The 14,340-nt window shown below is 68.0% G+C and carries 14 protein-coding genes; 10 read left to right on the top strand and 4 right to left on the bottom strand.

The features are described from left to right. Positions 1–21: 21 nt before the first annotated feature. Positions 22–1,140 (bottom strand): GGDEF domain-containing protein, encoded by a 1,119-nt coding sequence (locus BDW16_RS16575; protein WP_066576888.1) that lies wholly within the window; start codon positions 1,138–1,140, stop codon positions 22–24. Between the two features lie 120 nt (positions 1,141–1,260). Between BDW16_RS16575 and BDW16_RS16570 the strand changes: the two genes are divergently transcribed. From BDW16_RS16570 to BDW16_RS16545, 6 genes are all read left to right on the top strand, one after another. Continuing rightward, on the top strand, positions 1,261–2,157 hold the full coding sequence (locus BDW16_RS16570; RefSeq protein ID WP_066576890.1) for a LysR family transcriptional regulator: 897 nt from the start codon (positions 1,261–1,263) through the stop codon (positions 2,155–2,157). A gap of 141 nt (positions 2,158–2,298) precedes the next feature. Beyond that, a complete protein-coding gene (locus BDW16_RS16565; RefSeq protein ID WP_066576893.1) occupies positions 2,299–3,516 on the top strand; it encodes an FAD-dependent oxidoreductase in 1,218 nt (405 codons plus the stop codon). Positions 3,517–3,697: 181 nt separating this feature from the next. Continuing rightward, positions 3,698–5,008, top strand: a complete 1,311-nt coding sequence (locus tag BDW16_RS16560) for a dicarboxylate/amino acid:cation symporter (protein ID WP_066576896.1) — start codon at positions 3,698–3,700, stop codon at positions 5,006–5,008. Between the two features lie 136 nt (positions 5,009–5,144). Continuing rightward, positions 5,145–6,878, top strand: a complete 1,734-nt coding sequence (locus tag BDW16_RS16555; protein ID WP_198585805.1) for a gamma-glutamyltransferase family protein — start codon at positions 5,145–5,147, stop codon at positions 6,876–6,878. Continuing rightward, positions 6,875–7,732 carry a dienelactone hydrolase family protein gene (locus tag BDW16_RS16550; RefSeq protein ID WP_066576899.1) on the top strand — a complete coding sequence of 286 codons (858 nt, stop codon included), beginning with the start codon at positions 6,875–6,877 and terminating at the stop codon, positions 7,730–7,732. The genes BDW16_RS16555 and BDW16_RS16550 overlap by 4 nt, the downstream gene beginning before the upstream one ends. Before the next feature lie 78 nt (positions 7,733–7,810). Continuing rightward, complete coding sequence (locus BDW16_RS16545; RefSeq protein WP_066576900.1) at positions 7,811–9,307, top strand: helicase HerA domain-containing protein; 1,497 nt, start codon at positions 7,811–7,813, stop codon at positions 9,305–9,307. Here the strand turns inward: BDW16_RS16545 and BDW16_RS21380 are convergent. Both BDW16_RS21380 and BDW16_RS16540 read right to left on the bottom strand, forming a co-directional pair. Further along, positions 9,304–9,456 (bottom strand): hypothetical protein, encoded by a 153-nt coding sequence (locus BDW16_RS21380; protein ID WP_157081389.1) that lies wholly within the window; start codon positions 9,454–9,456, stop codon positions 9,304–9,306. The genes BDW16_RS16545 and BDW16_RS21380 overlap by 4 nt on opposite strands. A 55-nt stretch (positions 9,457–9,511) precedes the next feature. Further along, complete coding sequence (locus tag BDW16_RS16540; RefSeq protein WP_083954254.1) at positions 9,512–10,309, bottom strand: TlyA family RNA methyltransferase; 798 nt, start codon at positions 10,307–10,309, stop codon at positions 9,512–9,514. A gap of 82 nt (positions 10,310–10,391) precedes the next feature. On the opposite strand from BDW16_RS16540, the gene BDW16_RS16535 reads away from it, so the two are divergent. Both BDW16_RS16535 and BDW16_RS16530 read left to right on the top strand, forming a co-directional pair. Then, positions 10,392–10,934 carry a glycoside hydrolase family 108 protein gene (locus BDW16_RS16535; RefSeq protein ID WP_066576901.1) on the top strand — a complete coding sequence of 181 codons (543 nt, stop codon included), beginning with the start codon at positions 10,392–10,394 and terminating at the stop codon, positions 10,932–10,934. 46 nt (positions 10,935–10,980) lie between these two features. Beyond that, positions 10,981–11,394, top strand: coding sequence for a holin family protein (locus BDW16_RS16530; protein WP_066576904.1), 414 nt, complete (start codon positions 10,981–10,983; stop codon positions 11,392–11,394). An 84-nt stretch (positions 11,395–11,478) separates the two neighbouring features. Here the strand turns inward: BDW16_RS16530 and BDW16_RS16525 are convergent, their stop codons facing one another. Beyond that, positions 11,479–12,555 carry a Yip1 family protein gene (locus tag BDW16_RS16525; protein ID WP_255265767.1) on the bottom strand — a complete coding sequence of 359 codons (1,077 nt, stop codon included), beginning with the start codon at positions 12,553–12,555 and terminating at the stop codon, positions 11,479–11,481. 165 nt (positions 12,556–12,720) lie between these two features. Between BDW16_RS16525 and hslV the strand changes: the two genes are divergently transcribed. Both hslV and BDW16_RS16515 read left to right on the top strand, forming a co-directional pair. Beyond that, positions 12,721–13,272, top strand: coding sequence for an ATP-dependent protease subunit HslV (gene hslV, locus BDW16_RS16520; RefSeq protein WP_066576908.1), 552 nt, complete (start codon positions 12,721–12,723; stop codon positions 13,270–13,272). Between the two features lie 10 nt (positions 13,273–13,282). After that, positions 13,283–14,338: an aldo/keto reductase gene (locus BDW16_RS16515; protein ID WP_066576909.1), complete on the top strand. Its 1,056-nt coding sequence runs from the start codon at positions 13,283–13,285 to the stop codon at positions 14,336–14,338. Positions 14,339–14,340 lie beyond the last annotated feature (2 nt).

Raw genomic sequence — 14,340 nt, 5'->3', positions numbered from 1 at the left:
TGAATCCGCCCGGCCGGCGGCTCAGGCCGCCAGCCGGACCCGCCCGCCGCCGCGCGTCTTCGCGCCATAGAGTGCGGCGTCGGCCCAGCGCAGCGTTTCACCGATCGCATCGCCCTCGCCCATCGCCGCCGCGCCGACGCTCACCCCGATCCGGGTCGTGGCGCCATCGAGCATAAAGGCTTCCGCCGTGATCCGTTCGACGATCCGAGCACCAAACCGCTCGATGCCTTGCGGGCTCAGCACCGGCGCCAGCAGCGCGAATTCGTCGCCGCCCAGCCGCGCGGCCTGGCCATGCCGGCCTGCCAGCCGCACCAGCCGTTGCGCCACTTCGCGCAGTACCTGATCGCCGGCCTCGTGCCCATGGCGGTCGTTGACCGGCTTGAACCCGTCGAGATCGAGATAGAATAATGTCCCGCCGATGCCGCTGCGCCCCGCGGCCGCTTGCATGAATCCCGTACGGTTGAGCAGTCCGGTCAACGGATCGTGTGCAGCGCGATGGGCATGCGCCTGCTCGGCCTCCATGGTCGCGATCATCATCCCGTTCAGCCGCTTCGCCGCCTGCGCCATGCTGAACAGCGCCAGCGGTGCCTGGAGAGTGGTGACGAGCAGCACCGGATCGCCCGCGAACGCCGCGGCGACGGCCATCGGGCCGAGCGTTGCGCTGCACACCAGCAGCACGAAGCGCGGCGCCCCGAAATAGCGGATACTCATTCCGCCCGCGATGCATGCGGTGGCGATATTGACCACGATCGCCGCGGCATAGTCGCCGCTCAGCGTCGTGATCGCGGCACCATAGCCCAGCGTCGCTGCCCATAGCGCCGTCATCAGCAGGTAGAGGTCGGTTCTGGACGCTGCGCCGCAACGGGCCGCCTTCCGGTCGCGGTTGAGCAGGGCGATCCGCAGCCCGATCGTTCCCAATTCCAGTCCCAGCCAGACCGCGAACAACGGTGTCTGATGCCGCCACCAGATCGCGGCGGCGCACATCAAGGTCGCAATCGCGGCGGAATAGAAGATCGCCAGCGAGCTGTAGAGCGTGCTCACCTGCGCGACATGGATCGCCCGGCTCACCGGACGGCCGGTGCGGGTCAACCAGTTCGTCACGCGCCAGCGCGGCAAGCTGTACTTCACGTCGCCGTCCAAACCGCCCTCCGGCTGCTTTCCGTTCCGCCACGGTAACGACACGGGGTTAACGTAGCGTTCGCCACACCCGCCTTGCGCCAAGGTCATTGCTCCCCGCGCCGCCGCCCCTAAGATGGCGCTATGCGTTTCCGTCAGCTCGAAGTCTTCCACGCCGTCTACCTTCACGGTTCGATCAGCGCCGCGGCCCGCGCGCTCGGCGTCTCGCAACCCTCGGTTTCGAAGACGCTCCACCATGCCGAGGACAGTCTGGGCATCCCGCTGTTCCAGCTCTCCCGCGGCCGGCTGATCCCCACCGACGAGGCGCATGCCCTGATGCGCGAGGCTGGCGATTTGTTCGAGCGGCTCGACACGCTGCAGCAGACCGCGCGCAACCTGGCTCAGGCGGGGGGTGGCCATATCCGGCTCGGCATCGTGCCCAGCCTCGCGCTCGACGTGGTGCCGCAGGCGATGGCGCAGTTCCGCCGCGAATGGCCGCGCGTGACGTTCGAGGTCCATACCCATCACCATGACGACCTTGTCCGCTCGCTGATCGGGCGCGAGATCGACCTGGCGATCGCCTATACCCCGCCCCCGCATCCGCGGCTGACGCATCAGGTGCTGGCGGAGGGCGAGCTAGTGGTCCTGTACCCCGACAAGATGTTCGCCCCTGCGGGCGACCGTTTTCCGCTCGACCTGCTCGCCGACCGCGACGTGATCGGCGTCGCCGCGACCGGCCCGATCGGCGACGTGCTCACCCGCGCCGCCCGCGAGCGCGGCCTTGCCTTTCGCGAGACCGTATCGGTGCAGACCTTCTTCATCGCCGCCCGGCTTGCCCAGCTCGAAGGCGGCGTCACCGTGATCGACGAGTTCACCGCGCGCGCCTGGGCCGCGCCGGGCTTCCGCTGGCTGCCGACCGATCCGCCGCTGCGATTCACCATCTCCTGGACCGCGCTGGAGGAACGCCAGCCCTCGCGCGTCGCGCGCCTGTTCCTCCGCACGCTGGAGAACACTTTGGTCGAGAGCCGCCGCCAGCCATAACCTTTGGCTATGGGAAGCGGATCGATTCCGGACTTCGCACATCGTTGCGGAGCGATCATCTTCCGGCCGCACCGTCATCAGGACGATGCGTGGGGGAGTAGGTAGCCTGTTTCGATCAACCATCCTGAGCCGGCGCGATCGATGAGCCGTCGCGAGGAGATCATCGTGCTCGGCGCCGGTGTCGTCGGCATGGCGACCGCGCTGACGCTCGCCGGGCGCGGTCACCGCGTGACGGTGGTGGACGGCGCCGGCGGCCCCGGCCTCGGCACTTCCTTCGCCAATGGCGCGCAGCTCAGCTACGCCTATACCGATGCGCTGGCGAGCCCATCGGTGCTGCGCCAGATTCCGCATATCCTGCTCGGTCTCGATCCGGCGCTGCGGTTCCAGCCGCACCTCGACCCCGATTTCCTGCGCTGGAGCATCGCCTTTCTGCGCAATTGCGGCGCGGGGAGCTTCCGCCGCAACACGCTGGCCGGCCTGGCGCTCGCCGCCCGATCCCGCCTCGCGCTCGACCAGCTGACCGAACGCCACGCGCTCGAATATGGCCAAAGCGTCCCGGGAAAGATCCATATCTACCGCACCGCCGCCTCCTTCGCCGCCGCCGAAGCGATGGTCGCGCTCAAGCGTGCGAACGGCATCACCCAGACATTGCTCGATCCGGATGCCGCGGTCGCGCTCGAACCCATGCTGGCGCCCGTGCGCGACGAGATCGCCGGCGCGCTGCACACGCCCGGCGAAGCGGTCGGCGATCCGCACCGTTTCTGTTCCGGCGCACATGACGCGTTGATCCGCGCGGGCGGCAGCTCGATGTTCGATCTTCCGGTCGAGCGGATCGAAACACAGGGCAGCCAGCCTGCGATCGTCACCCGCTGCGGCACCCGCGTCCCGGCCGATCGCATCGTCCTCGCCGCTGGCCCCGGGGCACCACGGCTCGCGCGCAGCCTGGGCGTGTACCTTCCCGTCCAGCCGATGAAGGGCTATTCGATCACGGCCCCCACGGGCGCTGCCGCCCCGCGTGCGAGCATCACCGACGTCGCCAATCGCGTCGTCTTCGCCCGGCTGGGCAACCGGATGCGCATCGCCGGTCTCGCCGAGGTCGGCAGGCGCGATACGCGCGTCGAGCCCGATAGGCTGCGGGCGCTGACCGACAGCGCGCGCGCGGCACTCCCTCAGGCCGCAGACTATGACAATATCGAATCGAGCTGGGCGGGATTGCGCCCGATGACGCCGGATTCGCTGCCGATCACGCGGACGATCGCGCCGGGCGTCATCGCCAATACCGGGCATGGCGGCCTTGGCTGGACCTATGCCGCCGGATCGGCGGAACGGGTCGCGCAGATCATCGAGGGGACCGCCTGACCGTGCGCAGGCTCCCGCGGGCAATGAACATGGAGGGAAGCAAGGATGAAGACCGGAACCAGCCGCCACGCCCACCGCTGCCCCTGCTGCTTCGCGCCGCATATGCATCCTGTTTCGCCAAACGCCGTTGATGCCCTGGGCTGGCACTGTTCCAGCCGTCCCGACTGACCGGAGCCGAGCGATGACCGAAACGACACCACCCGAACCGATCGCCCCCGGCGCGCAACTGCACCCGTTCCGCCGCGCGCTTGGCTGGTGGTTCGGCGTTGCCCTCTGGAGGCGCATCCTCGGCGCACTGGTGCTCGGCGCGATCGCCGGGGTCGCCTGGGGGCCGGGCGCCACATCGATCGCCTGGATCGGCGAGTTGTTCGTGCGGCTGATCCGCATGCTGGTCGTGCCGCTCGTCTTCCTCACCATCGCCGCGGGGGTTGCCGCGCTCGCCGATCCCAAGCGCCTCGGCAGCATCGGCGTGAAGACGCTCGCCATGTATGTCTTCACCACCACGCTCGCGGTCACCACGGGCCTTATCGTGGCGACGCTGATCGGTCCGGGCATCGGAGCCAGCTTCGCCGATGCCGTGCCGCGCGCGATGGGCACCCCGCCCGATACCGCCCGGATGTTCATGGAGATCATCCCCGACAATCCGGTCGGCGCGATGGCGGATGGCAAGACGCTGTCGGTGATCTTCTTCGCCATTCTGGTCGGCGCAGGCGTGATCGCGGCGGGCAAGGGTGCCGAACCGGTGCGCGCCTTCCTCAACGGCGCGTCGGACGTGATGCTCAAGATTGTCGGTTTCGTGATGGAGACCGCGCCGTTCGGCGTTTTCGCGCTGATCGCCGTCGTCATGGGCACCAGCGGCCCGGCGAGTTTCCTCGCGATCCTCAAGCTTGCGATCTGCGTCGTCGCCGGATCGGCAGTGGTCACGCTGCTGATCCACGGCCTCATCGTCGTGCGCCTGATGGCGTGGCTGTCGCCCCTGCCCTTCTTCCGCGGCATTGCCGACGCGATCATGGTCGGCTTCTCGACCTCGTCCAGCTCGGCGACGCTCCCAGTCGCGATCCGCGTCGCCCAGAACAATCTCGGCATCTCCAAACCCGTCGCCTCGACCGTCCTCCCGCTCGGCGCGACGATCGGCATGGACGGCGCGGCGATGTATGTCGCGATGCTCACCCTCTTCTCGGCGCAGGCCTTCGGCCTCGACCTGACCTGGGCCGATTATCTGGTGATCGCCGCCACCACGACCATCGTCGCGATGGGGGTGGCGCCGGTGCCGTCGGGATCGCTGTTCGTGCTCGCCGCGGTGCTCCATGCGATCGGCATCACGCCCGAGCAGACCGCGCTCGTCGTCGGCTTCGTGCTGCCCTTCGATCGAATCCTCGATATGACCCGCACCGTCCCCAACGTTACCTCCGATCTCGCCATCGCCACCGCCGTCGCGCGTTGGGAAGGGGAGATGGACGTGACCGTCTACAACTCGGCCAACGACGTGTGAGGGCAGGACCGATTGCCATCTTTTCAACCACCGCATGGTTGCGGCGTTCGCGGCAAAAGGCCATCGGATCGCGATCCGATGGGCGGCGCCCGCTCAACCCTGTGACCTTCATACCCGGCGCAAAGGCGATTGAACGATGAACCTACCGATGAAACCCCTCCTCGCCGCCTTCGCGCTCGCCAGCCTCGCCGCCTGTGCGCCGCGTGCCGCGCTCCCGCCGGCGACAGCGCCGGCTCCTGTCGCGCCGGCCGCCACGCCCGCCAAGGAACGCCAGGCCTTCGTCGCCGCCGCGCATCCGCTGGCGGTCGAAGCCGGTCTCGAGGTGCTGCGCAAGGGCGGCTCGGCGGTCGACGCCGCGGTCGCTGTCCAGGCGATGCTGAGCCTGGTCGAGCCGCAGAGCAGCGGGCTCGGCGGCGGCGCCTTCATGGTCCGCTACGATGCGAAGACGAAGGGGATCACCGTCTATAACGGCCGCGAGACCGCGCCCGCGGGCGCGACGCCGGACATGCTGCTCGGCCCCGACGGCAAGCCTTTGTCCTTCTTCACCGCGGTCGTCTCCGGCCGGGCGACCGGCGTTCCCGGCGTGGTCCGGATGCTGGCGCTGGCGCAGGAAAGGCACGGCAATCTCGCCTGGAAGGATCTGTTCGGCGATGTCATCCGCACCGCCGATCAGGGCTTCACCGTCACCGAACGGCTTGCCGGCATGATCGCGAGCCGCGCACCGCAGGCGCGCGGCGCCGACGCCGTCGCCTATTTCCGCAATGAGCGCGGCGAGCAGATCAGGGCCGGCGACACGCTGCGCAACCCCGCCTATGCCGCCTTCGTCCGCCGCCTCGCCGCGCAGGGCCCCGACGCGATGTACAAGGGCGAGACCGCCCGCCGCATCGTTGCCCGCCTGCGCGAAGGCGAATTCGCCAGTACCATGACCGAGGCGGACATCGCCGGCTACAAGCCCGAGGTGCGCGACGCGGTGTGCAACCCCTATCGCGTCTACATCCTCTGCGCCCCGCCCCCGCCTTCCTCGGGTGTCGGCCTGCTTCAGCTGATGGCGATGATCGAGCGCACCGATATCGGCACGCGCGGCCCCAACGACCCGGTCGCCTGGGTCAAATATGCCGAGGCGAGCCGCGTCATGTATGCCGATCGCGACGCCTATGTCGGCGACGTGCCGACCGTGCCCGTCAAGGGCATGCTCGATCCCGCCTATGTCGCCAGCCGCGCCGCGTTGGTCGGCGACCGCGCCGGCCCCGCGCCGCAGCCCGGCACCCCGCCGGGCGCGGTCACCGCGCGCATCGACGCCACCAACGAAGTCGCCGGCACGTCGCACTTCATCGTCATCGACGGCGAGGGCAACGCCGTGTCGATGACCACCACGGTCGAAAGCCTCTTCGGCAGCGGCCGCATGGTCGACGGCTTCTTCCTCAACAACCAGATGACCGACTTCTCCTTCATCCCCGAAGGTCCCAACGCGATCGCACCCGGCAAGCGCCCGCGCTCGTCGATGGTACCGACGATCATCTTGAACCCCGACCGCAGCCTTGCCGGTGCGATCGGCTCGCCCGGCGGTAACGCGATCCTCGCTTATGTGTCGAAGGCGCTGCTCGGCATCGTCGAATGGAACATGCCCGTCGCCGATGCGATCGCCCTGCCCAACCTCGTCGCCCGCGGCTCCAGCTTCAACGGCGAGGAAAGCAAGTTCGCCCCCCCGATCCTCGCCGGAATGGCCGAACGCGGCGTGGTGGTGCGCGGCGGATCGGGCGAGAATTCGGGCCTGCACGGCGTGATGCTGCGCAATGGCGGCTTCGACGGCGGCGCCGATCCGCGCCGCGACGGCGTCGCGCGCTCGATCACGCTTCCGCCCAAGAAATGACCCTGAGCCACCTGCTGCCCGTCGCGGCGATCATCGCCCTCGCTCTCCCCGCCGCCGCACAGGAGGTGAAGGTCGAGGAGGTGACGTTCCTCAGCCGCGACGGCAAGACGCAGGTGAAGGGCTATCTGTTCAAGCCCGCCGATGCTCGGGGCAAGCACCCTGCGATCGTGATGCTCCACGGCCGCGGCGGCGCCTATTCCTCGCTCGCCAGGGGCAAGTACGACGCCTCCACCCTGTCCAGCCGCCACAAGGCGTGGGGCGAGCTGCTGGCGCGGAACGGCTATACCGCGCTGATGGTCGATGATTTCGGCGCGGTCGGCTTTCCTGCCGGATTCGCGGCCGGCACCTACAAGGACCGGCCTGCCGCGGTGGACGAGGTCGATTTCCGCCCGCTCCATGCCTATGGCGCGCTCCGGTTCCTCCAGTCGCGCGCGGACGTGATCCCCAACCGCGTCGCGCTGCTCGGCTGGTCCAACGGCGCCAGCGCCACGCTCGCCGCCATGGCCGACGACAAGCCCGGCGACATGCGCAGGATCGGCTTTGCGGCCGGGATCGCGCTCTACCCCGGTTGCGGCCTCAAGAAGCGATTCGAGAAGGACGGCTACAAGCCCTATCACCCCGTCCGCGTGTTCATGGGCACGGCCGATGAAGAGGTTTCGCCCAAGCTCTGCCAGGCCTTTGTCGATCGCAGCAAGGCCAAGGGCAACGACATCGACCTGCGCATGTTCGAGGGCGCGACCCACAGCTACGACACCCCGACCAAGTCACGCCAGTCGGTCGAGGCCAACGCGACGGCCAGGGCCGCAACCGAAGCCGAGGTGCTGGCGTTCTTCGCGAGCAAGCTCAAGAACTGAGCGATCCTGACGGGCCGACACGATTTTCATCGCGCCGCCCTTGCCCCGACTCCCCCCGATGCGCCAAAGCAGCCGGCAATGACTGCCCGCATCGACATGGGACTCGACAGCGGCGGCAACCCGGTTGCCGTCGATCTGGAAGAGCTGCTTGCGACCCGTCTGCTCGTCCAGGGCAATTCGGGCTCGGGAAAGTCGCACTTGCTGCGCCGCCTGCTGGAGGGCAGCGCAGGCTATGTCCAGCAGGTGGTGATCGATCCCGAGGGCGACTTCGTCTCCCTCGCCGACGCCTTCGGCCATATCGCGGTCGATGCCGCCGAATACAGCCTGACCGAGCTTGGCCGCGTCGCGATGCGCGTGCGCGAGCATCGCGCGTCGGTCGTCCTCAATCTCGAAGGGCTCGAGATCGACGGCCAGATGCGCGCCGCCGCCGCCTTCCTCGCCGCCCTGTTCGATGCCCCGCGCGAGCATTGGTACCCGGTCCTGACCGTGGTCGATGAGGCGCAGCTCTTCGCCCCCGCCGCTGCCGGGGAAGTCTCGGAGGAAGCCCGCCGCACCTCGCTCGCCGCGATGACCAACCTCATGTGCCGCGGCCGCAAGCGCGGCCTTGCCGGGGTCATCGCCACCCAGCGCCTCGCCAAGCTCGCCAAGAACGTCGCGGCCGAGGCATCGAACTTCCTGATGGGCCGCACCTTCCTCGACATCGACATGGCCCGCGCCGCCGACCTGCTCGGCATGGAGCGCCGTCAGGCCGACACGATCCGCGATCTCGCGCGCGGCGAGTTCCTCGCGCTCGGCCCCGCCATCACCCGCCGGCCGATCTCGGTGAAGATCGGCGAGGTCAAGACCGGCTCCAAGGCGGTCAGCCCCAAGCTGATGCCGCTCCCCACCGCCGCAACCGAGGATATGCGCGACATGCTGTTCGCGCCGGGCGCAGAGGACGAAGTCCCTCCTCCCCCGCCGCCCGCGCCGGTTCCGATGTCCGATCTGATGCGCAGCATCGCGACCCCTGCCCCCGCACCGGTCCCCGACATGCCGGTGCTCGAGGAAGGCGAGCAGGAAGCGGTCCGGCGCGCGATCCTCGCCGAAATCGCCGGGGAGGAAGGCCGCCAGCCGCTCCCGGCCATCTTCCAGGATTACACCGTCCGATGCCGCATGCGCGGCGTCGAGCCGGGCATGGACCTTGCCGCGTTCCGCTCGGCGCTCGCCCTCGCCCGTGCCGGCATCGCCGATGCCGAGGGGTGGGACGAAGCCCTCACCCTCGCCGCCTCGCTGCCCGAGGAGATGTTGACGCCCTTCCTCGGCATCGCTCGCGCCGCCCGCGCGAACGAAGCCTGCCCGTCCGACGCGCAGCTCGCCGCGCTCTACGGCACCAGCTCGCTCGGCCGCGCCAAGCGTATGATGGCGCATATCGAGGAAAAGGGCCTGATCGTCATGCGCACCGATCTCTCGGGCAAGCGCACCGTCAGCCTGCCGCATCTGGGCTGGACGACTGCACCGTCATGGCCCGACCCCGCCAAGCCGCCGCCGGTGGGACGAACGGCGGTTCGCGCGGCCGAACGGGCGCGGCTGCTTTAAGATCCGGGGCCCAGAAGCGAGACGCCCGCATAGATCAGCAGGCCACAGGCTGCGATCGCTTCGATATAGCAGAACAACCGGCTCGGCATGTGCGGCTTTGCCGCATCGGAGCCCGCCTCGGTCGCCTGATGATTCAGTACGTTATGCATATTTCCTCCCCCCAGAGCAGGAAGGATGCTGCCCGCGGCAGTCACGCATGTCGAGTCATTGTTTCGTCACATAATCGCCGCCTGTGCCGTTTTGCGGGGGCTCCGCGAACGCTCCCGCCTTTCCTGCCCGAGCCGCGACCAGAAACTCGATATTCCCCTCGGGACCCGTGATCGGACTGGGCGTCACGCCCGCGACTGTCCAGCCAGCCTTCTCCAGCCACGCCACCACCTCGGCGCACACCCGCTCGTGCACCGCGGGATCGCGGACCACGCCGCCCTTGCCCACTTCGTCGCGCCCCGCCTCGAATTGCGGCTTGATCAGCGCTACCACCCAGGCGCCCTCGCGCACGAAGGCGAAAGGCCGTTCGAGCACCTTGGCGAGGCCGATGAAACTCGCATCGCACACCACGATATCGATCGGCTCGGGAACATGCCCGGGCGTCAGCACCCGCGCGCTGGTCTGCTCGTGCACCACGACGCGCTCGTCCTGCCGCAGCTTCCAGGCAAGCTGATTGGTTCCGCTATCCACCGCATAGACGCGCGTCGCCCCACGCGTCAGCAGCACGTCGGTAAAGCCGCCGGTCGATGATCCGACATCGATCGCCACCATGCCCGTGGGATCGATCCCGAAATGGTCGAGGCCATGCGCCAGCTTGACCCCGCCGCGCGAGACCCAGGGATGGTCGCGCCCCTTCACATCCAGCGGTGCGTCGGGCGCGATCGGCTGGCCGGGCTTGTCGATGCGCTTGTCGCCGCTGAAGACCAGCCCCGCCAGGATCAGCGCCTGCGCACGCGTGCGGCTTTCGGCCAGCCCGCGTTCGACGAGCAACTGGTCGGGTCGTGTCTTTGCCATAGGCAGCGCACTATCACAGAAAGCATTTTCCTACAACGAACCATATAGGTTATCTTGAGTCGTTCAACAGGAGCGATTTGAAATGACCATCGACCAATTGATCGAGGAGGTGATCGCCCGGGAGGGCGGCTATTCCAACCACCCCGCCGACCGTGGCGGGCCGACCCGCTGGGGCATCACCCAGGCGGTCGCGCGCCAGCACGGCTTCACCGGCGACATGCGCGCCTTCCCGCACGAAGAAGCAGTCGCGATCTATCGGCGTCTCTACTGGCTCCGCCCGCGTTTCGCGGACGTCGCGAACCATGCGCCCGCGCTCGCCGCCGAGCTGTTCGACACGGGAATCAACATGGGCCCTGCCGTCGCCGCACGCTTTCTCCAGCGCGCCCTCAATGCGCTCAACCGCAATGGCAGGGACTATGCCGACATGGCGGTCGATGGCGCGATCGGCCCTGCCACGCTCGCTGCGCTCACCGCCTTTCTCGACCATCGCGGCACCGCCGGCGAGCTCGTGCTGATCAAGGCGGTCGAGGCGCTGCAAGGCGAACGCTATCTCGACCTCGCCGAGCGCCGCCCTGCGAACGAGGCCTTTCTCTATGGCTGGCTGGCAAACCGCATTGGTTCCTGACCACGCCGATCGCGTCAATTTCGTCACCATGCACAGGAAACCGGACATGAGCATCATCGAAAGCATCATCGGCCCGATCGCGGGCCTGATCGACAAGATCATCCCCGACCCCAAGGCGCGCGACGCGGCCAAGCTCGAGTTGCTCAAGCTCGAGGGGACACAGGAAATGGAATCGGTCCGCACCCAGCTGTCGGCGATCGTCGCCGAGGCGCAGTCGACCGATCCCTGGACCAGCCGCGCGCGGCCGAGCTTCCTCTACGTCATGTACGCGCTGCTGCTCTGGGCGATCCCGATGGGCCTGATCGCCGCTGTCCAGCCGGAAATGGCCAAAGGGATCGCGACCGGCATGAACGCCTATCTCGCCGGCATTCCCGAGCCGCTCTATGCGCTCTTCGGCACCGGCTATCTCGGCTACACCGCCGCACGGCAATGGGGGAAGATCAGGGGCGTCGAAAAGTGACGAGGTTGACAGAATGAGGCGCTGTTCGCGGACTTTCGTCAACTTTGCCGGGGAGCGCCGGACCGCTCCCCGGCACGATTTCGTTCAATTGGCGAGCGCTTCCAGCTTGCCCGCATCGACCGCGCCGACCAGCGCCTTCAACGTGCCGATATCGGGGACATTGCCTTCCGCCTCGACCAGGAACCGGTCCTTCAGCAGCACGCCATAGCTGCCGCTTCCGCTCTTGTTCCATTTCTCCATCGTGTAGCGGCCGTCGATCAGGCCCGACTTCTCGTAACCCTGATCGTCCTCGCGGCTGGTCTCGACCTTGAACGCGCTGGCCATCGCGGCGAACGCACCCGCCGCGGCGAGGTCGGCGACCTTCAGCCGCACGCTCTGGCCATTGGCTTCGTACCGCGCCTCGGCCTGCGATCCGCCCATGCCACCCGCGCTGGCGGTCGCGCTTTCGAGCGCGGTGCGCGTCCATCCGCCCGCCGATGCCGGAAGCAGCGCCGCGAGCGCCTGTCGATCGACCGGGGTCGCGGTCTGCGCGCGCTCGGCGGCGGCCTCCATTTTCTTGGAGGCTTCCTCGAGCTTGCTCAGGTCGACCTTGCCGACGCCGGGCACGCTCACTTCGCCGCTCATGGTGGCCGAGGTGATCGCCCGCGGCGCCACCAGGCTGGTCAGCGCTCCCGTCACGACGCTGACGACGAAGAACAGCACGATCGCGACGACGACCGTCACGATCGTATAGCCCATCGCCTTGTCCGCCGGCGCCTTCATCAGCCGCGGCAGGCCCAGATAGAGGAGATAGAGGCTGTAGAGACCCAAGAGGCCGAGAATGCCCAGTGCAGGGATGATCTGGAAGATGCCGGCCAGATAGGCGGCGGTGCCGCTGTACGCAGCCACCTTCATCGCCTGCACCGGGTTCTTCTGCCCGCCGAAGCTGGGCGCCAGCGCATCGATGATCTTGGAGAACAGCCACGCGCAGAGCAGCGCAAGCAAATAGCTGATCACCGCCCCGGTCACCGCCATGGTCACGCTCGGCCGGATGGTGATGCCGAACATCCCGCCATAGCCGAACACCAGCCCGCCGATCAGCCCGGCGACCGGCCCGATCGCGGCGAGCGGGACGACCCAGCTGGTCATCAGCCCGCCGACGGTCGCCGGCTCGGCATCGATCCGCTCCCACTCCTACTTGGGTTTCAACAGGATGTTCTTGATACGCTCGATCAGATTGCTCGAAGTCTCGCCGGTCATGCCGTGGCCCTCCCTGTCCGTGCTGCGCTCGCTATACACGAAAAATCGCGATTGAACCCGCGCGACGCACCCCCAATATGCGGCGCCATGAGCGACAACATGACGTGGCACGGCACGACAATCCTTTCCGTGCGCCGCAACGGCCGGGTGGTCATCGCCGGAGACGGCCAGGTGAGCCAGGGCAGCACGGTGATGAAGCCCAATGCGCGGAAGGTCCGCCCCCTCGGCGACGGCAAGGTCATCGCCGGTTTCGCGGGCGCCACCGCCGACGCCTTCACCCTGTTCGAACGGCTTGAAGGCAAGCTCGAACGGCACCAGGGCCAGCTGATGCGTGCCGCGGTCGAACTCGCCAAGGACTGGCGGACCGACAAGTATCTCCGCAACCTCGAGGCGATGCTGATCGTCGCCGACAAGGACACGACGCTGATCATCACGGGCAACGGCGACGTACTCGAACCGGAGGCCGGGGTGGCGGCGATTGGATCAGGGGGGAATTTTGCGCTGGCTGCGGCGCGGGCGCTGGTGGAGTATGAGCAGGATGCCGAGACGATCTGCCGCAAGGCGATGAAGATCGCTGGCGACCTGTGCGTCTACACCAACGACCGGCTGACCGTCGAAGCGCTCGACACGGCCGCGTAAGGACACCGCAATGCTCTATTCCCGCCTCGGCGACAGCGGCCTGATCGTGTCGCGCCTGTCGCTCGGCACGATGACCTTCACTCGCGGCGGCGGCCTCAAGGCCATCGCCAAGACCGACCTCAAGGACGCTGCCGCGCTGGTCGACCACGCGCTCGCGGCCGGGATCAACTTCATCGACACCGCCGACGTCTATTCGGACTTCGAGTCCGAGGAGATGCTGGGCAAGATCGTCGCCGGGCGGCGCGACGAGCTGGTCATCGCGACCAAGGCCGGCTGGCGCACCGGCCAGCCGCTCAACCGCTCGGGCCTATCCGCCGCGCATCTCCACTGGTCGATCGACCACAGCCTCAAGCGGCTCGGTACCGACCATGTCGACGTCTATATCGCGCATCGCGACGACCGGAACACGCCGCTGGAGGAGACGCTGCAGGCGCTCGACGCGATCGTCCGCGCGGGCAAGGCGCGCTATCTCGGCGTGTCCAACTGGCCGGCATGGAAGGTCGCGGCGGCAATCGAGCTGCAGCGCGCCAATGGCTGGGCACCCTTCACCCATGCCCAGATGCTCTATTCGCTGATGCACCGCGATATCGAGCAGGAATTCCTGCCGATGGCGCGCCGCTACGGCCTGGGCATCACGCCATGGAGCCCGCTCGGCGGCGGCTTCCTGACCGGCAAGTACACGCGCGACAATGCGGGCGGCGCCGACGACCGGCTCGCCAGCCATGACGACATCCCGCTCGACAGGGAGATGGGTTACAAGCTGATCGACACGATGCGCGGCATCGCCGACGGGCATGGCGTCAGCATCGCGCAGATCGCGCTCGCCTGGCTGCTCTCCAAGGATCAGGTGTCGAGCATCCTGCTCGGCGCGACCAAGCTGCACCAGCTCGACGACAATCTCGCCGCGGTGAATGTGAAGCTTAGCGACGACGAGATCGCCGCGATGGAAGAGATCAGCGCCCAGCGCCGCGCCTATCCCGGCTTCTTCATCGACCGCATCGACCAGCCGATCGCGCACGCGCTCGGCGCCCGGCCCGGCGCCCCCTATTCCCCTGCAAAAGCCTGAGA

The sequence above is a fragment of the Sphingomonas koreensis genome, from assembly GCF_002797435.1.
GTDB lineage: Bacteria > Pseudomonadota > Alphaproteobacteria > Sphingomonadales > Sphingomonadaceae > Sphingomonas > Sphingomonas koreensis.
The sequence above is the reverse complement of the archived record's forward strand: the minus strand, read 5'-3'. Positions and strand labels throughout refer to the sequence as shown.

Bases quoted from the DNA above. Each gene is read 5' to 3' on its own strand.
- BDW16_RS16560 (WP_066576896.1), top strand. From the start codon at position 3,698: ATGACCGAAACGACACCACCCGAACCGATCGCCCCCGGCGCGCAACTG.
- BDW16_RS16550 (WP_066576899.1), top strand. From the start codon at position 6,875: ATGACCCTGAGCCACCTGCTGCCCGTCGCGGCGATCATCGCCCTCGCT.
- BDW16_RS16515 (WP_066576909.1), top strand. From the start codon at position 13,283: ATGCTCTATTCCCGCCTCGGCGACAGCGGCCTGATCGTGTCGCGCCTG.
- BDW16_RS16565 (WP_066576893.1), top strand. From the start codon at position 2,299: ATGAGCCGTCGCGAGGAGATCATCGTGCTCGGCGCCGGTGTCGTCGGC.
- BDW16_RS16570 (WP_066576890.1), top strand. From the start codon at position 1,261: ATGCGTTTCCGTCAGCTCGAAGTCTTCCACGCCGTCTACCTTCACGGT.
- BDW16_RS16540 (WP_083954254.1), bottom strand. From the start codon at position 10,309: ATGGCAAAGACACGACCCGACCAGTTGCTCGTCGAACGCGGGCTGGCC.
- BDW16_RS16535 (WP_066576901.1), top strand. From the start codon at position 10,392: ATGACCATCGACCAATTGATCGAGGAGGTGATCGCCCGGGAGGGCGGC.
- hslV (WP_066576908.1), top strand. From the start codon at position 12,721: ATGAGCGACAACATGACGTGGCACGGCACGACAATCCTTTCCGTGCGC.
- BDW16_RS21380 (WP_157081389.1), bottom strand. From the start codon at position 9,456: ATGCATAACGTACTGAATCATCAGGCGACCGAGGCGGGCTCCGATGCG.
- BDW16_RS16545 (WP_066576900.1), top strand. From the start codon at position 7,811: ATGACTGCCCGCATCGACATGGGACTCGACAGCGGCGGCAACCCGGTT.
- BDW16_RS16530 (WP_066576904.1), top strand. From the start codon at position 10,981: ATGAGCATCATCGAAAGCATCATCGGCCCGATCGCGGGCCTGATCGAC.
- BDW16_RS16555 (WP_198585805.1), top strand. From the start codon at position 5,145: ATGAACCTACCGATGAAACCCCTCCTCGCCGCCTTCGCGCTCGCCAGC.